The sequence below is a fragment of the Floridaenema flaviceps BLCC-F50 genome, assembly GCF_041929275.2.
Taxonomy (GTDB): Bacteria; Cyanobacteriota; Cyanobacteriia; order Cyanobacteriales; family Aerosakkonemataceae; genus Floridanema; species Floridanema flaviceps.
Genome location: NZ_JBHFNR020000001.1, coordinates 1,257,650 through 1,277,828 on the forward strand (window position 1 = coordinate 1,257,650; position 20,179 = coordinate 1,277,828).

The window sequence follows — 20,179 nt, forward strand, 5'->3', positions numbered from 1 at the left end:
TTCCCTGTTAGCCCAGAAACCCAGTTTTTTGGAAAAACCGGGTTTCTTTAACCTGATGTAACGAATTGTAACAACCTTCTTGACGAGGCTCTTGTCAAAAGCCAGAATGTTTTCAGAGTTTTTCAGAGGCTAACAGAAAAGCTCAAGCAAGCAACTCCAATAGATGACAAAGGAAAAAGTAAAATGCTGAAGAATTCTTATGTAGTTGGTTTTTTAACGTTTGCCACCTTGTCTTTGTTTCCCCTAACTGCTCAAGCAACTGACCCCTGCTGCCAGCGAGTTAGTGCAGGTGGTGGTGATAATGCGGTGATTCAAACCAGTAGACAGCAATCTCATACTTCGGGAAGCCAAAACACTACTAACCAAATTTCTAGCCAGACTAGTGACAATGCTACTGGTCGAGTCACTAAAGGCGATCGAGGTGTTGTCCAAGACGAAAATCAGAATTCTAATAACAGCGGTCATGGCAACCGAGTCACTCAAGTGAATCGCCAAAACAGCAGCACCCGAAATGCTACGGTTACTCCGGTTAAAGGACGTAAAGCTCCTTGCCCTCCACGACACTAATATTCCCGACAAATTTTAGCTGACGAACTGTAACAACTTTCTTGGCGAGACGCTCACCTAGAGGACTGAATAGTTTCCCAGTTTTCAGAGGATAGCAGAGAAGCTCTCGCCAGTAACTCCAATAGATGACAAAGGAAAAAGTACAATGCTGAAGAATTCTTATGTAGTTGGTTTTTTAACGTTTGCCACCTTATCTTTGTTTCCCTTAACTGCCCAAGCCACTGACCCCTGCTGCCAGCGAGTTAGTGCAGGTGGTGGTGATAGTGCGGTGATTCAAACTAGTACACAGCAATCTAATGTTTCGGGAAGCCACAACAGCACTAACCAAATTTCCAGCCAGAATAGTAACAATGGCGCTGGTCGAGCCACAAGAGGCGATCAAGGTGTTGTCCAAGACCAATTTCAAGATGCCAATAGCAGCGGTATTGGCAACCGAGTCAATCAAGTCAATCGCCAAAACAGCAGCAACCAAAATGCTCCGGTTAGAGGACGTAGAACTTCTTGCGCTACGCGGTGCCGCTAATTAATATTGCCGACAAATTTTATCTAAGGAACTGTAACCACCTTCTTGACGAGGCTATTGTCAGAGGACTCAATAGTTTCCCAGTTTTCAGAGGATAGCAGAAAAGCTCTCGCCAGTAACTCCAATAGATGACAAAGGAAAAAGTAAAATGCTGAAGAATTCTTATGTAGTTGGTGTTTTAACTGTTGCCACCTTATCTTTGTTTCCCTTAACTGCCCAAGCGACTGACCCCTGCTGCAAGCGAGTTAGTACAGGTGGTGGTGATAATGCGGTGATTCAAACTAGTACACAGCAATCTAATGTTTCGGGAAGCCACAACAGCACTAACCAAATTTCCAGCCAGAATAGTAACAATGCTACTGGTCGAGCCACAAGAGGCGATCAAGGTGTTGTCCAAGACCAACTTCAGGATGCTAATAGCAGCGGTATTGGCAACCGAGTCAATCAAGTCAATCGCCAAAACAGCAGCAACCGAAATGCTCCGGTTAGAGGACGTAGAACTTCTTGCGCTACGCGGTGCCACTAATTAATGTTGCCGACAAATTTTATCTAAGGAACTGTAACCACCTTCTTGACGAGGCTATTGTCAGAGGACTCAATAGTTTCCCAGTTTTCAGAGGATAGCAGAAAAGCTCTCGCCAGTAACTCCAATAGATGACAAAGGAAAAAGTACAATGCTGAAGAATTCTTATGTAGTTGGTGTTTTAACTGTTGCCACCTTATCTTTGTTTCCCTTAACTGCCCAAGCGACTGACCCCTGCTGCAAGCGAGTTAGTGCAGGTGGTGGTGATAATGCGGTGATTCAAACTAGTACACAGCAATCTAATGTTTCGGGAAGCCACAACAGCACTAACCAAATTTCCAGCCAGAATAGTAACAATGCTACTGGTCGAGCCACAAGAGGCGATCAAGGTGTTGTCCAAGACCAACTTCAGGATGCTAATAGCAGCGGTATTGGCAACCGAGTCAATCAAGTCAATCGCCAAAACAGCAGCAACCGAAATGCTCCGGCTGCGGTTAAAGGACGTAGAGTTTCTTCTTGCACTGCGCGGTGCATCTAAGATTTAGTGCCTTAGCTTGAATTGGCAGGATTTCATCGGAGGAAAAAGCAAGTATCAAGCTGGATCATCTTGGGCTAAGGCTACTTTTTCCTCTTCATTAAATGCAAAATGCAAATTAAAGAGTGTTTTGGATGGAAAGAAGATAGTGAAAAAAACTGTTGCGATCGCCTTATTCAGCTTTCTGACTCTGGAAATCTTTCCCACTGCCTCACTTGCTCAAACTGTTAGCTTGTCTAATTCCCAGCGAGCTAGGCAAGATTCTACGGTGATCGGTAACAACAACAATGTGAGTCAGAATATCAACATCATCAATAATATTACACAGCCTCGGTCCGATCGCAAGCCAGACAAAAGATTCAATCCGGCGACGAGGGGATCGATCCCGACCCCTCCACAGTTCCAAGGAAACTCATTAGCACCACAGTTTCAAGAATCCCCAGTACCAACGCGATCGCTCAAGTCTCTTTAAAGCATAAGTCAATAAATCGGAGATTATTTGGAGATAAACATGAAATTAAGCGCACTTGTTTTCGGTTTCTTATCTGTTTCCAGTATGTTGATTTTTAGCCCTTCTGCTACTAATTCTGCTTCTGGACAGTGCGTACAACTAGACCAATCTGTACAAGTTTCCATCAGCGGCTCAGGCCCAGCCAAACGCCGCAATAATATAGAATTGCGTAGTGAAGGTCCTTGTACTGGAAGTTATGGCGTGACTACAGGAACCCAAGTTCATGTCGGTCCAGGTCAGGCAGTTCAAGAAAGAAATGTCCGTCAGACTCTTCGCGGGGACAGAAAAAATCCAGCTGGCAGTGGTCGAACAATTCAAATTCAAGTAAATCCTCAAATTGATGTCCGCAATCCAGCAGATAAATATAGAAATCTAGTCGATCGTTAAGTTGGCGCGACTTGCCGGAAAAAATTTGCACCAAGGAGCAAATATGAATTTAATCACTTTGGCTTTGGCTGTAGCTTTTTTATCTTCCCTCACAGGTTATAGCCAACAGTTAATTACTGGAAGTTTGAATGGCTCACATAGCAGAGACTATAGGCAGGTATTCTGTCAAGAAAGAAGCATGGCTGACCAATCATTTTTAACATTTATGATTTGTAATTTCAGCCGTTCCAGACAAAGCTTTGACTCTGCATCGAGCAGCAGTTCATCTTCCGAAGAACAAACTACTACGATCGACATCAATTCGGCAAATCTCAAACAATCTCATACTATAGAAATTACCGCTGATTCTGGGGTTGCTATAGTTGGATATATTGCTCTAGATGGTCGAATTTTGAAAACATTTACTGGCAATAAAACTTCCCTAAACATATCGCCATTTCTCTCGAAAGGTAAACGAACTGTATTCATTGCAGGTAACTACAGTCCAGCAAATTCCTCAGTTGCAGTAGAGTTAAAAGGGCCGGGAACATCGGTAAGTCAATCAACAGGTGGTAGCGGTAAAATCAGACAAACTTTGATTATCAATGTGCAATAAAAGTAGGGGTGAAGCCAATAATTCAAAAGTACGTTGTTGCGCTTTAGCGCTCTTATTAAATGGTAAGAGCGCTAAAGCGCAACAACGTGCCTAATACACTTTATTCAACTCTAAAGTTTCAAATCTGGAGGTAACAAAACTGTATCAATCACATGAATAACTCCATTGCTAGCCTTAACATCAGCTTGAGTTACTTGAGCATTATTGATTTTCACTTTACCGTCTTTCACCATCACCATAACTGTACCGCCTTCTACAGTTTTGGCTGTTCCAGGTCTTAATTGAGTAGACATAACTTGACCAGGAACTACATGATAAGTCAAAACTTTGATTAGTTTGTCTTTGTTTTCTGGCTTCAACAAAGCTTGTACTTTTTCTTCACCTAATGCTTCAAATGCGGCATTTGTAGGAGCAAAAACTGTGAATGGCCCTTTTCCAGATAGGGTTTCGGTTAGTCCAGCCGCTTCTAGGGCCGCTTTCAAGGTGGAAAAATTATCATTAGCAGAGGCGACAGCTACAATCGTCTGAGTTTGTGCAGTTGTTACACCGGACGATGCTGGCGCTGCTGCGGGCTCTGAGGTTGTAGAACCAGGACGGGGGGGGCCACCACCAGGTTGAGCTTGGACTAATACTGGCAGGGAAATTAAGGCGCTAACTCCTGCGACTGCAATAGCGCCAGTCAGCTTTTTGATCCAATTCCGGCTATTTACTGCTTTCATCATGTTGCTCCTGCGTTTTTGTCCCTTTGTAAAGGAATTGTAAAGCTAACTATCAATTTATAACATTTTGTAAAAAAAGGGAGAATAAATAATATCTAACTTAGGAGATATTTTTATTAGCTTTACTTGTGCTAACCCTGACAAAATCACTGGTCAAGGATTTGTAAGTAAACTCTGGCGAGCTTTTCTGGAAATTTGTATATTTAGTAACAATAATTCCTTTGTTAAGAATTGCTTACTAACTCAAGTCAGGTGAATCTAGCGGCGCGATCGGATAAACTTTCAGAGTTACAAAAATGCTCAAGGAAAGGCGAAATGCTAGAGCTATACCAATTTGAAATATCGCATTACTGCGAGAAAGTGCGACTAATTCTAGACTACAAGGGGCTAACCTATAAAAAAATCGAGGTTACGCCGGGAATTGGTCAAATAGACCTCTACAGAATGTCTGGTCAGCGAAAAGTACCTGTGCTCAAAGATGGTAGTGAAATCATAGCTGACTCAAGTGCGATCGCCAAATACCTAGAGCGCGTGCGATTCGTTGTAGCTGAATCAGTGGCAAAAACCACGAAATAACGCTACTCACAGTCATTAAAGATTGTGAAACTCTCAAGATGATGGGGGTGCAAGTCCCCCCCACCAGGTATGGGTGTGACTCCCGACCTAGCCACAGCGACCAGACTCGGAATTCTGGAGACTGAAGCTGGCAGTAGGGCGCAATCAGAGCTTGACCGATAGCACACTGGCGCTAGGGGAGTTCTCACGGTGAAACATAGCCTATAAAAGCAACTTAAGGTAAAGCCGGACGGAAAAGATTAACCCCCCGGACTTCGCTAGAGTAAAAACCCGCTAGCTCATTCGCTCAAGACTAGCCATACCAAGGGTTTCCAGCAGTTGAATTGGCTACACCTAAAAGAACAAGACAATCACTTGAGGGAACGAAGAAAAACGGGTCTAGGGTCTTGGGAAAGGTCGAACCCCAGGTAGGCAAGACGAGATGCGGAAACCCCTAGACACGGGTAGGATTCAGAGTAATTTCTGAAAGGCAATCAGAGTAAACACTACAGGAGCAAGAGCATGATTAGGCACAGCCTTAGCGCTAGTGAATTTTGGAAGAAGTTACCTTGGAAGCAATTTCGACGTAACCTATTCCGCCTGCAAGTGAGAGTTTACAAAGCTATTCGGGCGAATGACCTGCGTAAAGCTAAGTCGCTAATGAAGCTAATTCTGAAGTCTAGAGCAGCAAGATTACTGGCAATCCGTCAAGTAACACAGCTTAATGCAGGGAAGAAAACCCCCGGTGTTGATGGAAAAGCGTCCCTGACGCATCAGGAACGCTATTATTTGAGCGCTAGGCTCAAAGCAAATGTTAACACCTGGAAGCACTCCCGGTTGAGACAAATTCCCATACCAAAAAAAGATGGGTCAATCCGAATGTTAAAAGTGCCTACCATAGACGATAGAGCTTGGCAATGCCTGGTGAAATCCGCTATAGAACCTGCACACGAGGCTACATTCCATGAGAGGAGTTACGGATTTAGACCAGGTAGGGCAGCCCATGATGCCCAGAAAATCCTGTACCTAAATCTATGCTCCAACAAGAACGGACTCCAGAAGCGCATCATCGAACTCGATATCGAAAAATGCTTTGACCGAATAAACCACACCGCAATAATGAAAAGACTCATTGCCCCCTTGGGCATCCGAAACGGCATCTTCCGTTGCCTGAAATCAGGAGTAAACAGTGAGTTCCCAGAACAAGGAACACCGCAGGGTGGAGTAGTTAGCCCACTGCTAGCAAACATCGCATTAAACGGTATCGAAAAAATCCACCAATCAGTAAGATACGCCGACGATATGGTGTACATACTGAAGCCAACAGATGATGCTCAAAAGATACTTGAGGAAATCGGTCAGTTCCTTGCTCAAAGAGGAATGAAGGTTAGCGAAAAGAAGACGAAAGTAACCGCAGCGACAGATGGATTTGACTTTTTAGGATGGCACTTCAAAGTGCAAAAGAACGGAAAGTTTCGGAGTCAGCCCTCAGTGGAGAACTTCAAAAAGTTCCGAGATAAAGTCAAGAAAATCGTCAATAACTCGAATTATGGGGCAAAGGTGAAAGCCCAAAAGCTTGCACCTATTGTCAGAGGATGGAGAAACTACCACAAGTTCTGTAAGTTAGATGGGTCACGCTTTAGTTTATGGCACATCAGCAAGAGAGCTTGGACGGTATTCAACAAAGAAAGGAAGCTTAACCGATATCAGGTCAAAGAACTGATAGATAAAGCATTTCCGGCTGTCTCCTACAACGAAAATAAGTTCGCAAATGTCAGAGGAGATAAGTCACCTTTCGATGGAGATATCACGTACTGGACAGAACGCAATAGCAAAACGTATGACGGTACGACCTCTAAGATGCTTAGAAAGCAAAAACATACTTGTGGATACTGTGGATTACGTTTCATCGGAGACGAAAAAGCGGAATTACACCACATAGATGGGAATCATAACAACTGGAAAGATAAAAATCTGATGGTTGTTCATGAAGGCTGCCACAACTATATCCACATGAGCAAATAAGATTGTCGGGAACCGTGTGCAGGGAAACTCGCACGCACGGTTCTAAGCGAGAGGGGCGAGGGGTAATGCCCTCCCTCGACTCAACCAAGTACCCCGAAAGACCAATTATTCCCACCAACCCCCAACAATCAGCGCTTTGTTTTCTGCTCGAAGAATTAGCCGATGAATCGATCGGGCTCAAAAGTCGCATGGCATTATTTAGCGGTTTGAGCCAAAATCAAAGCTTCCGCACCTCAATTTTGCCGACAACAACACCAGACTTTCTCAAACAGTTGGTGGCAGCAGTACCCAGCGACTTGTTAAATGTTTTAGGTTTTGGCATGGGTTTGAGTCCAGAGGTGATTAAATCAGCTTTGGATGACCTGAAACAAGTTTTACAATCCTTGTCAACACTAGTTTTGGATAAACCTTATTTAGTTGGAGATAAACCAACTTTAGCCGACTTTGCTGTAGCGGGTTTGAGTATGTATGTCAAATTCCCTGATGGCCCTTATTTAGATATTCCACCTAATCTCAGAGGAAAAGGAGTCCCTGAAATTGCTGATAGCCCAGCTTTTGACGCATTCTTTAACTGGCGAGATCAACTTTACGCCCAATATCGTAAGCCTTTGACTACTACCAGTTCTCCCACTTCTGGCCCAACATCAATTCAAATAGATTAATAAGTACGTTGTTGCGCTCTCTTCGCTAAACTATAGCGCTAAAGCGCAACAACGTACCTATATTTTTTTGAGGATTATTAGTTCTTTCTTTGTATTTGCGAATTAGGACAAAAATTAATTGTCAAATACCATGAAACAAAAGTAAAATTTTGCCAATGACCAATGACAATTGACTAATAAATATTAGCAATGACTTTAGGCAAACCGTTAGGTTCAGTTATTCAAGGTTCTCTGAGTGAAGGTTTAGAAGTACGTCTGCACCCGGATGTTTCGGTGGAAGATATGCGGGTGGGGAAATTTTTGGTGGTGCAGGGTGTGCGATCGCGTTTTTTCTGTATGCTAACCGATGTGGCATTAGACACTTCTAGCCCCAGAATTATCGCTAATCCTCCCGATTTTGCCGACGATTTATTAAGGGAAATTCTCGCTGGGAGTAGCACTTATGGCAAGATCGAACTCACTCCCATGTTAATGTTTACCCCGATTCCCGATCCCCCAGCTTTTTTCCCTCTTAACGGTAAATCCCGCAAATCTTTACCAGAAGCAGTGAAAAATTTAGCATCATTTCAACCAAATACTAACAGTGAAGATATAGAATTACGACCAGTCAAAACAATTCCCAGTCACTTTAGCCAAGTTTACGACGCAGAAGAAAGAGATTTTCGCACTGTTTTTGGCTGGGAAGATGACCCGCAAAGGTGTAATTTTGCGATCGGTCAACCATTAGATATGGATGTACCAGTTTGTCTGGATTTAGAAAGATTTGTTGAACGCAGTAACGGCGTTTTTGGTAAGTCGGGAACAGGGAAATCTTTTTTAACTAGATTGTTATTATCGGGGATTATTCGCAGACAAGCAGCAGTCAATTTAATTTTTGATATGCACTCGGAATATGGTTGGGAAGCAGTGCGGGAAGGCAAATCTTTCAGCACGGTTAAAGGTTTGCGTCAGCTATTTCCCGGACAAGTGCAAATGTTTACTCTCGATCCGCAATCAACCAAACGGCGAGGAGTTCGGGACGCTCAAGAATTATATTTAAGTTACGACCAAATCGAAATAGAAGATATTAAATTAGTCGCAAATGATTTAGGGCTTTCTGATGCGGCGTTAGATAATGCGACAATTTTGCAGAATGAATTCGGCAAATCTTGGATTATTCAATTGTTAAATATGACAAATGAAGAAATCAATACTTTTTGCGAGGAAAAGAAAGGACATAAAGGTTCGATTATGGCTTTACAGCGCAAATTAATGCGTTTGGAAAGCCTAAAATATATGCGAAATACTTGTCCGAAAAATTATGTTAATGGAATTTTGCAATGTTTAGAAGCTGGTCAGCACGTAGTAATTGAATTTGGTTCCCAGTCGAATATGCTTTCTTATATGTTGGTGACAAATATGATCACCAGAAGAATACATAAAGAGTATGTCCGCAAAGCGGAGATGTTTCTGCAAACTAAGAATCCGATCGATCGCCCCCAACAATTAGTAATTACCATTGAAGAAGCTCATCGTTTTCTCGATCCGGCAATTGTCGGCAGTACAATTTTCGGGATTATCGCCCGTGAAATGCGGAAATATTTTGTTACACTATTAATAGTGGATCAACGTCCATCGGGAATAGATAATGAAGTTATGTCCCAAATAGGCACCCGCATCACTGCCTTACTCAACGACGAAAAAGATATTGATGCAATTTTTACCGGAGTTGCTGGGGCGGGGAGTTTGCGATCGGTCCTAGCTAAACTAGACTCCAAGCAACAAGCCTTAATTTTAGGTCACGCCGTCCCCATGCCAGTAGTCGTGCGAACTCGTCCCTACGACGAAAAATTCTATCAAGAAATTGGCGACACCATCTGGGAAGAAGAGTCAGACGAAGCAGTTTTCGCCGCCGCCGAAGCCGCTAAAGCAGACTTAGGCTTTTAAAGAAAGGCAGAAGGCTCCAAGGCAGAAGATAAAAATTCTCTTTGTCCCCTTGTCCCCTTGTCCCCTTGTCCCCTTGTCCCCTTGTCCCCTTGTCCCCAGTCCCCAGTCCCCAGTCCCCAGTCCCCAAAAACCTCTACACAAAACATTCCGAATTTGCTATGATCGTTTATCTCGCCTAAAAAAGTACGGTTATTCCACACGCCGAAAGCTTTTCTAGGCAAGAATAGTAAGGCATCCTTATATATAGAGCACTAAAGAGAATGCCTAAATTAATTGAAGAGGCATAAAGCAATGATTATCTTTACAACGAAACTTTTGAGGAAAATTGGGGAATATTAAACGTAAGGATGAACCAAAAGTCCCCGATCGCTGTCTAAACTTACATCAAAGCTAGGCTAGAGCGGTTCTATAACGAGTTCAAGTTGAAAAAATTTATAACCTAGAGTCTACAGGAGCAGGTTTCATGATGTATTTCTTGTTCCAACCAAATTACTATCCTTACCCGCTCCCCAAAATCCAGGAGTTGAGGCATCAAGTAAACCCCTAATAAACAGCTTACCTCTTTATTTGCCAAATGTATGGGAGAACATAGCTGGGTCAAAGCTAAAAATTAAAAAATTAGTTATCCCAGATAGCCTGATTCTAATTCTCTGGTATTGAGAGAAAAGATAATAACCCTTACATCTATGGCAAGATGCAGTTTTTTTAACCATCAGACTAAGCTTTTGTTAAGCAAGTTTCCTGGTTCCGCTTCCGCTCCATCCCCAGCCACCAGTTCATTGTTTGTCTAAGAGAGTTCATAAGCACCCATGCCCACTGTAAAGAACGAAAAAACCAATGCCAACCCCAAATTCACAGCCGATATGGTTCGTACCTATCTCCGTGAGATTGGGCGTGTACCTTTGCTCACCCGCGAACAAGAAATCGTCTATGGTAAGCAAGTACAACAAATGATGACCCTGCTGGAAGCGAAGGAAGCCTTGGCGACCAGTTTAAAACGGGAACCTTCTCGCAAGGAATGGGCAGATCATGTCCAAATGAGTGAAGCAGAGGTTTCTGATGCGATTCGGCGGGGACAGAGAGCCAAGCAAAAGATGATTGAAGCTAACTTGCGCTTGGTCGTTGCGATCGCGAAAAAATACCAAAAGCGGAACTTAGAGTTTTTGGATTTGATCCAAGAAGGTACTCTAGGTTTAGAAAGAGGTGTGGAAAAGTTTGACCCCATGCGCGGTTATAAGTTTTCTACTTATGCTTATTGGTGGATCAGACAAGCGATTACGAGAGCGATCGCCCAACAAGGACGCGCCATTCGTCTTCCCATCCACATCACCGAAAAACTGAATAAGATCAAGAAAGTGCAACGGGAACTTTCCCAACAACTTGGTCGCAGCGCCACTCCCGCAGAAATTGCCGCATCTCTGGAACTCGACACCAGCCAGATTCGTGAATATTTGACGATCGCACGTCAGCCAATTTCTTTAGATGTGCGCGTTGGCGATAACCAAGATACCGAACTTTCCGACCTTTTGGAAGATGATGGCCCATCTCCAGAAAACTTCATCACCCAAGAGTCTCTGCGTCAAGACCTCGAAGAACTCTTGGCAGAACTAACACCCCAACAACGGCAAGTTTTAAGCCTGCGTTTTGGATTAGCTGATGGAAATGCTCTATCTTTAGCGAAAGTTGGTGAACAACTCAACCTCAGCCGGGAAAGAGTAAGACAGCTAGAACGTCAAGCTTTAGATCACCTACGCCGTCACCGTGCTAACGTCCGCGAATATCTCGCCAGTTAAGGAAAAGAGTTAGTTACTTAGTTTCATAGGCAAAAATTGAGGGACAGGTAGTGTATTTGCTACCTGTTCCTTAATTTTTGCGGTTCTCTTGTTTTACGGAGATCTTGCACCTGTGCTTTTAGCCCGCCTGCGAATCAATTCGCAGGCTAATAGCTCAAGTCCATTAAAATGGACTGAAAGCATAACAATCCTATTCTTAATCCTCTAAAGAGAATTACCCCTTTGATAATCAACCACTCTAGATACAGAGGGCAAAGGAAAGAGAGAGAAGATATAGGGGGTAACTAACCTAGATTTGATATAAATATTTATAATTCATTTGCTTTCAGTCCACTTAAGTGGACTTGAGCTATTAGCCTGCGAATTGATTCGCAGGCGGGCTGTAAGGGTGTCGTACTAATTGGGCTTATGGGCGACTGGGCGATCGCATTTTCCCTAAAACTTCAATTCCACTCCAGCTTGCGGTTTTCGGTAAGTTTTCCTAGCCGTAATATGGGTAAATTTCCACATATCTTCAACCCTAATAATGGCAAATCCTAAAGCTTCTAAATCAGCGCAGAATTGATCCTTATTACCAAATCTGGAAGTTGCTTCGATAATATGCAACTGACCATCGAGTTTAAGTGTACGACGTGCTTCTCGTAGGTAGTCGGTGAAGTTTGAACCCATCAAAGAAAGGGAGAAAATCGCCACACCAAGTTCTTCATCATTGAGGGGAACGTGAGACATATCGCAGGCAATTACATTATTATTAATGGCGATATGATCGAAGCTGTAAACTGTATGTCTGTCAGAAATTGCTTCGGCAAGTTTGGCTTCTCCACAACCAAAATCACCGATAACGAAACCGCTTTCTTGTTGACACCAACGAATCATTTCTTCGTAGGGAACGATCGCCCAATCTTGGCGAGATTCTTGATATAATGTGTGATATTGTGCCCATTCTTCGGGATTTTCTTGCAGGCGTTGGTGAGTTTTGGCGCTGTGAGTTTGATTCCAGAGGCGGTTCATTTGGGAGAAGTCGCCGTAACGCCGCAATCTTCGCTGCACATCTGCTGGGTCGGTGTCTGGAATTGGGATAATGATTTTCGGGCGGGTGATGATTTGCAGTTCGCCAGATTCGAGGCGTTCTAGCCAAGTTATCACATCTTGGTAGGCTTGGGCGGGGGTGCGTAAATGTCCTTCGGGAACTACGCCGTCAACGGCTGCATCTGCGATCGATTTTTTGAAGCGAAGGCGCTGCATTTTAGATTCGCACCATGACCAATGTTCACCGTTAACTGTGGCGAAAGTCAAGGGAATGACTAATTTTACTCGATCGCTGACTTGTCCTTGGCGGTAGATGCGTCCTTTGAGTTGTTCAAATTCGGCATGAGTCCAGGGTAGGACGTTGATAATTAGCTGGTTGCAGACGTGCTGTAAACCATCTACTCCTGTACCAATGGCGCTGGAACCGATGAGTACGTCAATTTTGCCTTTGAGAAATCCTGGTAAACCGGATTTATCTTCGCCTGTGTAGAAACCGACTCGCCAACCATCTGCTTCTAGGGCGTTTTTGAGTAAGCTGTCGATTCCTTGGATGTAATGGGTGTAAATCAGGGTTTTTGGTTGGATTTGTTGGCGAATTACGGGTAAACGGGCGTGGGTGAGGATTTTTTCTAATTCTAGTGGAGTGCCGTTTTTACCAAGGGCGCGAATTCGATCGATGTAGTCGCCGCAGTCAACTGGGATTTCGATTTGTTCGTATTCCAGGTTATATTCTGGCATCCAGCGAATGCCAAGGGTGACGAGTTGCTGGTGCAGTTTCATGCAGTTGGGTATTGTGGGGCGGATGTCGAGTTCGTTGTGGGCGACTCCTGTCACCATTTCCACTAAACTTTTCCCTTCTTGTAGGTTGTTGATGACTGGGGTGGCGGACATTCCGATAACGTGCAAGTTGGGGTTTTGTTCGTTGGCGCTGGTGATGAGGGCACCGATCAGTTCTTTGCGTCGGGACATATCCTCAAGTTGACGCTGTTTGGTGTAGTGAATTTCGTCGATTACGATGAAGTCGATTTGTTCGCTGTTGATGAGGGTACGCACCCAGTCGGGGGATTCGGGTTGTTGGAATTTTTCGTAGTTGAGGATGAGGTAGCGGGGATGATCCCCCCCAACCCCCCTTACTAAGGGGGGAGTCGTTAGAGTTTTTTCTTGGTTGGGTTGAGTTGTATTAGGGGGAAGATCCCCCCCAACCCCCCTTACTAAGGGGGGAGTGGTTAGAGTTTTTTCCTGGTTGGGTTGAGTTGTATTAGGGGGATGATCCCCCCCAACCCCCCTTACTAAGGGGGGAGTCGTTAGAGTTTTTTCTTGGTTGGGTTGAGTTGTATTAGGGGGAGTGGTTGGAGTTCCCCCCTTGTTAAGGGGGGCTAGGGGGGATCTGTTTTGCCAGTTGGGTGTGAAGGTTTTGGTGGCGATTTGGCTTTCTGGGAATATGTCGAGGATGGCGTTTTTCCAACCTTCGACGACGCTGTTGGGGCAACAGATTAGGGTGAGTTGGGCGTTGATTACCCGACTGGCGAGGACTGCGGAGAGGGTTTTGCCTGCACCTGTTCCTGACCAATTTCCGACTCGTTTGTTGTCGCGGACTCGAACGGCTATGAGTCGTTGCATCAGGTTTGGTTCTGCTAGTTTGCCGTTTATTTGGAAGGTGTATTCTGTGGGAATTTGGAGGTTTTTGGCGCGGTGATATTCGTCTAGAAATTCGCTTTTGACTCGATCGGCGTAGCTGTCGCCTGTGTATGCTTGGGCTTGAGTTATGGCTGTGGTTTCTTCGTGAAAGGTGTGTTTCCAAATTTTGGCTTTTGCGGAGGCGATGAGAAATTCGACGGCTTCTGCATCGGCTGTGGATACGATGTGATGATCTAAGGATTTGAGGACTTCTTTTGTTTGGACGATGGGAAGGTTTAGGTCGTCTTGTTCGTCGGTTGGGTCTATTGTTTCGTCGATTTGGTCTTCTGTGGTTGGTTTTTGGGTTTCTGGGTTGTGGTTATTGTTGTTGGTTTCGAGTGCTTCGAGTGTTAGGTCTTGATCTTGCAGGAAGCGATCGACTATTGATGGTTCACCATTAACGAATTTGTCAATTTCTTCTATTGGAAACCGTCCCGTAGCCAGGGCTTTTACAAAACCTTTTCCTTTGGCTTTGCTTTGAAGTAGTCCACTTTGTTGAAAGAGTAGGTAGAGTTCTGCTGGGGTGAAAGTTGAAAGATGATTGAGTAATGAGCTAACAAATCCCTGGATTGCTTTCACTGTCCACCCTTTATTACAAACAGGGCATCCTCTACCTGCTACTCTACTTTTAATCACTGCTCTCCACTCATGACCATTAGAGCATTTCCACCAAACCTCAGTATGTGAACCCGGAGAAACTTGATCTGGGGTAAGTTCACCGTTTTTTGTTGAATGCCAATCTTTTGCTAAATTTGGGTGAAGACTTAGTAGAGATTTAGTAATCAATAACTTTTTCCCAGAACAAAAGGGACAGCCTTTTCCCTGTGTTCTATTAGCAATTTGAGTTTCCCACTCGTGATCGGGAAATTTGGAACATTGCCACCATACGCTCATATTTGAACATACGGAAACCTGATCGGGAGTTAAATAATTATTTCTAGTTGGATGCCATTGCTCGGCAAGATCAGGACGTAACTTTGATAATGAGTTTAGATCAGAAACCTGATGCCTAGAGCAATAAGAGCATCCACTTCCCTTTACTCTCTGAACAATAGAAGCGTTCCATACGTGATTGGGATCTTTAGAGCATTGCCACCAAGCTTTTTTGTGCGAACCTGCTGGAACTTGATCTGGAGTGAGTTTGCCGTTTTTTACTGGATGCCACTCTTGAGCAATTTCAGGATAAAGATTAGAAAGACAATTAGTGATGGAAGGCTTTTGACCAGCACAAAAAGGACAACCTGAACCGTCGTGAGTTCTATGGTCAATTCTGGCTTTCCATTCGTGATCGGAGCCTTTGGGACACTTCCACCAGGTTTGGTTATGCGATCCTGCTACTACTTTGTCTGGCGTAATATCGCCGTTATTTTTAGGATGCCACTGTGCTGCAAGTTCCGGGTAAAGACTTGCTAAACAGTTCGTAACTGAGGGTTTTCGCCCAGCACAATATGGGCATTCTGAGTCCTGTTTGGTTCTATTACAAATTAAAGTATTCCACTCATGGTCTGGGCCTTTAGTACACTTCCACCAAACTTTTTTTTCTGATCCTGCTGGAACTTGATCTGGAGTGAGTTTCCCATTCTTTGTTGGATGCCATTGTTTAGCAATCTCAGGATAAAGACTTTTTAAAGAGTTAGTTACAGAAGGCTTTTGCCCAGCACAATATGGACATCCCGATCCATTTTTGGTTCTATTAGAAAGTAAAGCATCCCACTCGTGATCTGAGCCCTTGGGACATTTCCACCAAACTTTTTTTTCTGATCCTGCTACTACTTGGTCTGGGGTAAGCGTACCATTTTTGATTGGATGCCATTGTTTAGCTATGTCAGGATAGAGGCTTGCTAAAGAGTTAGTTATAGAAGGTTTTCGACCAGCACAACAAGGGCATCCTTGTCCCTTGGTTCGCCTCACAATAGAAGCATCCCACTCATGATCAGAACCTTTAGGACATTGCCACCAAACTTTTCTACTCGAACCCACTGTTACTTGATCTGGGGTAAGCGTACCATTCTTGGTTGGATGCCATTCTGCTGCTAGATAGGGATAACTAATTGATAGCAAGTCTTTCATCAAATATATCAGCCAAGCTTTTTTCTAGTTACCTATTTTTTCACAAGCTATAATGACAATACCTTCTGGTGGGTAATTTTTCATATAGTCCCACTTTTTTGTTTTGAGGTTGTAAGCCCAAGTAATATCTGAAGTTTCCGTTTGTGCAGATAATAGTTCTAATTTAGGTACTCTCTTATCAATGGGTTTATATTTTTCCCATTCTTGTTGGGTGAAAGCCCAAAGATGACCGTCTATCTCTTCTTCGTCGATTAGCATGACATAATCATCAATAACCGATTCCGAATTATTCCCAGAAGCTTTTGCCCATCTTATAAGATCAGTTACTTTCCAATCTTTTTCAATCATGTTAAATTCTGAAGTTTTGAAAGGTTACATCTTTAAATTTAGCACAGCCAAAACTTGTAAATTAGAAAACCAGATATTTAATAGCTCATTTTCATTCCAACCCAAAAAGCGATCGCTCTCCCTGAAATTCAACTAATTAGAAAAGTGCGATCGCTCTAATCACTCGAAGGCAAAAAGCGATCGCTCCTTCTCAACTTTAGCTAATTTTGGGAGTGCGTTCACGAAGTGTGCTCGTAGCGCGTAGCGCTCTTTTTCACTCGAAGGTAAAAAGCGATCGCTCCTTCTCAACTTTGGCTAATTTTGGGAGTGCGATCGCTCTGTCTGGAATTTAACTAATTAGAAAAGTGTGATCGCTCTAATCACTCTCAGGTAAAAAGCGATCGCTCCTTCTCAACTTTAGCTAGTTTTTGGAGTGCGAGCTTGAATAACCAAAGCCGGACGCTTTTTAAAAGCCTTAAAATCCGAATTAGGAAAACGTACCAGGATAACATCACCACGCTTATAACTCATCGTAAGCTTCCATTCCTGGTGCTTCCCAATCTTCTTTGAAATTTAGCAATCGATAGTAAGTTTCTTTAGTCTCTTCTTCCGACCATCCCAAATTGTCGATTAGTAATTCTTTTTTAGTTGTCTCAACTGTTGGAGCAACTTTTTCTTGATTATTTGCTTGTGTCAAAGCTTTGTTTTCCATGTTCTTGCTTTGCATCGTTTTCGCTTTGTTAATAATATCAAGATAACAGAAAATTGAGTGTTTGAGAGAGGCAGGGTTAGAGTTGATACGCGCTACACCCAGGCTACGCCAACGCTCATTTTAATTCAAAGGCAAAAAGCGATCGCTCCTTCTCAACTTTAGCTAATTTTGGGAATGCGTTCACGAAGTGTGCGCGTAGCGCGTATCGCCTTTTCACTCCGTCAATTCCCAATCTTCAATTTGTAACCCTTCAACTCTACTAAATTCACTTGTATTGTGAGTCACCAAAATTAAATTATTGGCGAGTGCGATTGAGGCAATTTGAAGGTCGTAAGGACCGATCGGAGTTCCTAATGCTTCTAACTGCGATCGAATGCGTCCAAAAATTACTGCTGCATTCCCATCAAACGGTAGACTAACAAACTCACTGAAAAACTCTCTAAATAATGCCAAATTACTTTCTTGCCGAGAGCTTTTGTAAGCACCATAATAGAGTTCTGCTTTCACAACATCGCATAAAACCACATCTTCACGCGCTACTGTAGTTAATTTGTTAACAATAGAAGAATTACGACGAGTAATATATTGGATGCAGGTATTAGTATCCAAAAGGTAAATCATAGCAACTCCCACAAACGCTCTTCAAATTCCCCTTGCTCACCACGTTTGAGAGGTTCACCTTCCCAAGCACCTGCTGTCCTCTCAAAAAAACCTGGAGTCCAACCTAATTCTTCTGGTGTTTTCTTTTGTGGTGGAGTGGCAGATTGAATAGTTATCGTAACTTTTAAATCAGTATCTTTAAATTCTGTTGGGACTTGTAGTTGCAATATGCCGTCTGAGCCAACATGGGAATGTACTAAAATTTTATGTTCCATTATTTTTACCTCCTAAGTTAATTTTAGGTGTACGTTGACGTAGCCTGCGCGTATCGAACCTTCTCAACTTTAGCTAATTTTGGGAGTGCGATCGCTCTCTCTGGAATTCAACTAATTAGAAAAGTGCGATCGCTCATTTTCACTCTCAGGCAAAAAGCGATCGCTCCTTCTCAACTTTAGCTAATTTTGGGAGTGCGATCGCTCTGTCTGGAATTTAACTAATTAGAGAAGTGCGATCGCTCTAATCACTCTCAGGCAAAAAGCGATCGCTCCTTCTCAACTTTAGCTAATTTTGGGAGTGCGATCGCTCTTTCTGGAATTTAACTAATTAGAAAAGTGCGATCGCTCATTTTCACTCTCAGGTAAAAAGCGATCGCTCCTTCTCAACTTTAGCTAATTTTGGGAGTACGATCGCTCTCTCTGGAATTCAACTAATTAGAAAAGTGCGATCGCTCTAATCACTCTCAGGTAAAAAGCGATCGCTCCCTCTCAACTTTAGCTAATTTTGGGAGTGCGATCGCCGATCAATTTTCACAATCCCAAAGCTATCTTTAAAGCAGCATCTACTTGATCCATCACTGGACAAGTACCAATTACTCTATCTACTTCCCGATCCAAAACCGTAGCCAAATTATCAGCTACCACTACCGAATCTGACGCTAATCCCATTTGTTGACCTTCAGAACTATCTTTCAAAATTAAGACTCGCGTCGCTCCTGTTCTATTCAAATTAGAGGTAATAGATGCCACAAGTCTTTGGCGCAGTCCTGTTTCCAAATCATCAGCTTGAACTACCAAAACTGGACGCTTCTTGAAAGTCTTAAAATCCGAATTAGGAAAACGTACCAGGATAACATCACCACGCTTATAACTCATCGTAAGCTTCCATTCCTGGTGCTTCCCAATCTTCTTTGAAATTTAGCAATCGATAGTAAGTTTCTTTAGTCTCTTCTTCCGACCATCCCAAATTGTCGATTAGTAATTCTTTTTTAGTTGTCTCAACTGTTGGAGCAACTTTTTCTTGATTATTTGCTTGTGTCAAAGCTTTGTTTTCCATGTTCTTGCTTTGCATCGTTTTCGCTTTGTTAATAATATCAAGATAACAGAAAATTGAGTGTTTGAGAGAGGCAGAGTCAAAGTTGATACACGCTACACCCAGGCTACGCCAACGCTCATTTTCACTCCAAGGTAAAAAGCGATCGCTTTTCATCCCAATCCCTAGTCCCTAGTCCCCAGTCCCCAAAACCAAAGCCATTTTTACTTTCTGACTATTTTTGTAAAGTTTTGTAAAAAAATCAGAAATCTTTTTTCCTCTCGGTGAATCCCTATATTGGAGATGCCGTGCTGCTATTTCGTTAGATAACAAATAGTAGTAAAGTCAAGACCCTCCACTGGGATATGAGCAATCAACCAGTAGAGTGAAGTGTAAAGTCTGTACTTTCCCTTAAATTGGAATTATCAGGATTTACGCAGATTGAATTTCCAAAAGCTACCTGTAATAGGTGCTGTGTCAGTCCCATATTGGCGAATTCACAAGCAAAATAAGTTCATCAGGGGCAATAACCATGATTAAACATACTATTCATACTTCTTTACAATTAGGTAAAAAATTCAAAGGTCTAGAAGTTTCTTTGGCTGCCTTAATGCTGATGACGGGTTTTAGTACTGGTGAAGTTAACGCTATGCCAAAGAAGGATACACCAACGACAGCCAGAACGCAAGTAGCCCAAACGAGAACTAGCACTGCTGCGTCAACAAATCTAACTAATGGCGTATATCTCTATGGTCAGTCTGCAAAGCCTGAAGAAATTGGCAAAGAGTATGTAGTGTTCGAGGTACGTAATGGACGGGTGATTGGCGCAGTTTATATGCCACGTTCCGAGTTCAACTGTTTTCATGGCACGCTTCAGGCACAGCGCTTAAATGTGACGATGATCGATCCGATGATGGAAACTGCTGACTCGACTCCTCCAGAAAAACAGCCTAGTGCTAGGGTAGCCACTGTAGGTGATTATCGAGGTATTGACCAAGTTTCAGTTCCCTACTCAGTAAAATTGCAAGATTATCGCCAAATTGCTAACGTGAGCGATAATGACAAACGGATTTTAGGGATGTGTAAAGCTGATATTCAGGAACAAGTTTGGGGAAGATAAATCTGCTGAATCTCG

At 43.1% G+C, this 20,179-nt stretch carries 20 protein-coding genes and 2 pseudogenes; 14 read left to right on the forward strand and 8 right to left on the reverse strand.

What is annotated here, in order from left to right; translation table 11 throughout:
* The first annotated feature begins 183 nt into the window (after positions 1-183).
* The 7 genes from ACE1CI_RS06025 to ACE1CI_RS06055 all read left to right on the forward strand — a co-directional run bounded on the left by ACE1CI_RS06025 (position 184) and on the right by ACE1CI_RS06055 (position 3,641).
* Positions 184-567, forward strand: coding sequence for a hypothetical protein (locus ACE1CI_RS06025; protein ID WP_496615263.1), 384 nt, complete (start codon positions 184-186; stop codon positions 565-567).
* A gap of 145 nt (positions 568-712) precedes the next feature.
* The gene (locus ACE1CI_RS06030) at positions 713-1,090 is read left to right on the forward strand and encodes a hypothetical protein (RefSeq protein WP_496615265.1); all 378 of its coding nucleotides are present in this window, start codon (positions 713-715) and stop codon (positions 1,088-1,090) included.
* A gap of 148 nt (positions 1,091-1,238) precedes the next feature.
* On the forward strand, positions 1,239-1,616 hold the full coding sequence (locus tag ACE1CI_RS06035; RefSeq protein WP_496615266.1) for a hypothetical protein: 378 nt from the start codon (positions 1,239-1,241) through the stop codon (positions 1,614-1,616).
* 148 nt (positions 1,617-1,764) lie between these two features.
* A complete protein-coding gene (locus ACE1CI_RS06040; protein WP_413264100.1) occupies positions 1,765-2,151 on the forward strand; it encodes a hypothetical protein in 387 nt (128 codons plus the stop codon).
* Positions 2,152-2,296: 145 nt separating this feature from the next.
* The gene (locus ACE1CI_RS06045) at positions 2,297-2,620 is read left to right on the forward strand and encodes a hypothetical protein (RefSeq protein ID WP_413264099.1); all 324 of its coding nucleotides are present in this window, start codon (positions 2,297-2,299) and stop codon (positions 2,618-2,620) included.
* 39 nt (positions 2,621-2,659) lie between these two features.
* Positions 2,660-3,046, forward strand: a complete 387-nt coding sequence (locus tag ACE1CI_RS06050; RefSeq protein ID WP_413264098.1) for a hypothetical protein — start codon at positions 2,660-2,662, stop codon at positions 3,044-3,046.
* A 43-nt stretch (positions 3,047-3,089) separates the two neighbouring features.
* A complete protein-coding gene (locus ACE1CI_RS06055) occupies positions 3,090-3,641 on the forward strand; it encodes a hypothetical protein (RefSeq protein WP_413264097.1) in 552 nt (183 codons plus the stop codon).
* Positions 3,642-3,751: 110 nt separating this feature from the next.
* On the opposite strand, the gene ACE1CI_RS06060 is transcribed toward ACE1CI_RS06055, so the two are convergent.
* Positions 3,752-4,363 carry a fasciclin domain-containing protein gene (locus ACE1CI_RS06060; RefSeq protein ID WP_413268214.1) on the reverse strand — a complete coding sequence of 204 codons (612 nt, stop codon included), beginning with the start codon at positions 4,361-4,363 and terminating at the stop codon, positions 3,752-3,754.
* Between the two features lie 312 nt (positions 4,364-4,675).
* On the opposite strand from ACE1CI_RS06060, the pseudogene ACE1CI_RS06065 reads away from it, so the two are divergent.
* The 5 genes and pseudogenes from ACE1CI_RS06065 to ACE1CI_RS06085 form a co-directional block, all read left to right on the forward strand.
* A pseudogene (locus tag ACE1CI_RS06065) lies at positions 4,676-4,891 on the forward strand (glutathione S-transferase N-terminal domain-containing protein); the annotation flags it as partial.
* A 546-nt stretch (positions 4,892-5,437) separates the two neighbouring features.
* Positions 5,438-6,940, forward strand: a complete 1,503-nt coding sequence (locus ACE1CI_RS06070) for a group II intron reverse transcriptase/maturase (protein ID WP_413268216.1) — start codon at positions 5,438-5,440, stop codon at positions 6,938-6,940.
* Positions 6,941-7,026: 86 nt separating this feature from the next.
* Positions 7,027-7,602: pseudogene (locus ACE1CI_RS06075) on the forward strand (glutathione S-transferase family protein); the annotation flags it as partial.
* A gap of 189 nt (positions 7,603-7,791) precedes the next feature.
* The gene (locus ACE1CI_RS06080) at positions 7,792-9,528 is read left to right on the forward strand and encodes a helicase HerA domain-containing protein (RefSeq protein WP_413268218.1); all 1,737 of its coding nucleotides are present in this window, start codon (positions 7,792-7,794) and stop codon (positions 9,526-9,528) included.
* An 809-nt stretch (positions 9,529-10,337) separates the two neighbouring features.
* Complete coding sequence (locus ACE1CI_RS06085; RefSeq protein WP_413268219.1) at positions 10,338-11,321, forward strand: RNA polymerase sigma factor, RpoD/SigA family; 984 nt, start codon at positions 10,338-10,340, stop codon at positions 11,319-11,321.
* Positions 11,322-11,756: 435 nt separating this feature from the next.
* On the opposite strand, the gene ACE1CI_RS06090 is transcribed toward ACE1CI_RS06085, so the two are convergent.
* The 5 genes from ACE1CI_RS06090 to ACE1CI_RS06110 all read right to left on the reverse strand — a co-directional run bounded on the left by ACE1CI_RS06090 (position 11,757) and on the right by ACE1CI_RS06110 (position 18,011).
* On the reverse strand, positions 11,757-16,097 hold the full coding sequence (locus ACE1CI_RS06090; protein ID WP_496615268.1) for a zinc-ribbon domain-containing protein: 4,341 nt from the start codon (positions 16,095-16,097) through the stop codon (positions 11,757-11,759).
* 24 nt (positions 16,098-16,121) lie between these two features.
* The gene (locus ACE1CI_RS06095; RefSeq protein WP_413268221.1) at positions 16,122-16,445 is read right to left on the reverse strand and encodes a hypothetical protein; all 324 of its coding nucleotides are present in this window, start codon (positions 16,443-16,445) and stop codon (positions 16,122-16,124) included.
* A gap of 499 nt (positions 16,446-16,944) precedes the next feature.
* Entirely contained in the window at positions 16,945-17,151 is a 207-nt protein-coding gene (locus tag ACE1CI_RS06100) for a hypothetical protein (RefSeq protein WP_496615269.1), read from the reverse strand.
* Positions 17,152-17,349: 198 nt separating this feature from the next.
* Positions 17,350-17,757, reverse strand: coding sequence for a type II toxin-antitoxin system tRNA(fMet)-specific endonuclease VapC (gene vapC, locus ACE1CI_RS06105; RefSeq protein ID WP_413262348.1), 408 nt, complete (start codon positions 17,755-17,757; stop codon positions 17,350-17,352).
* Complete coding sequence (locus ACE1CI_RS06110) at positions 17,754-18,011, reverse strand: hypothetical protein (protein ID WP_413262347.1); 258 nt, start codon at positions 18,009-18,011, stop codon at positions 17,754-17,756. The genes vapC and ACE1CI_RS06110 overlap by 4 nt, the downstream gene beginning before the upstream one ends.
* A 27-nt stretch (positions 18,012-18,038) precedes the next feature.
* Here ACE1CI_RS06110 and ACE1CI_RS06115 point away from each other — a divergent pair, with 27 nt between their 5' ends.
* Entirely contained in the window at positions 18,039-18,191 is a 153-nt protein-coding gene (locus ACE1CI_RS06115) for a hypothetical protein (RefSeq protein WP_496615270.1), read from the forward strand.
* A gap of 351 nt (positions 18,192-18,542) precedes the next feature.
* Here the strand turns inward: ACE1CI_RS06115 and ACE1CI_RS06120 are convergent, their stop codons facing one another.
* Together ACE1CI_RS06120 and ACE1CI_RS06125 are read right to left on the reverse strand one after the other, a co-directional pair.
* A complete protein-coding gene (locus tag ACE1CI_RS06120; protein WP_413262346.1) occupies positions 18,543-18,887 on the reverse strand; it encodes a type II toxin-antitoxin system PemK/MazF family toxin in 345 nt (114 codons plus the stop codon).
* Positions 18,877-19,221, reverse strand: a complete 345-nt coding sequence (locus tag ACE1CI_RS06125; protein ID WP_496615271.1) for a hypothetical protein — start codon at positions 19,219-19,221, stop codon at positions 18,877-18,879. The genes ACE1CI_RS06120 and ACE1CI_RS06125 overlap by 11 nt, the downstream gene beginning before the upstream one ends.
* A 355-nt stretch (positions 19,222-19,576) precedes the next feature.
* On the opposite strand from ACE1CI_RS06125, the gene ACE1CI_RS06130 reads away from it, so the two are divergent.
* Positions 19,577-20,164, forward strand: coding sequence for a hypothetical protein (locus ACE1CI_RS06130; protein WP_413263729.1), 588 nt, complete (start codon positions 19,577-19,579; stop codon positions 20,162-20,164).
* Positions 20,165-20,179 lie beyond the last annotated feature (15 nt).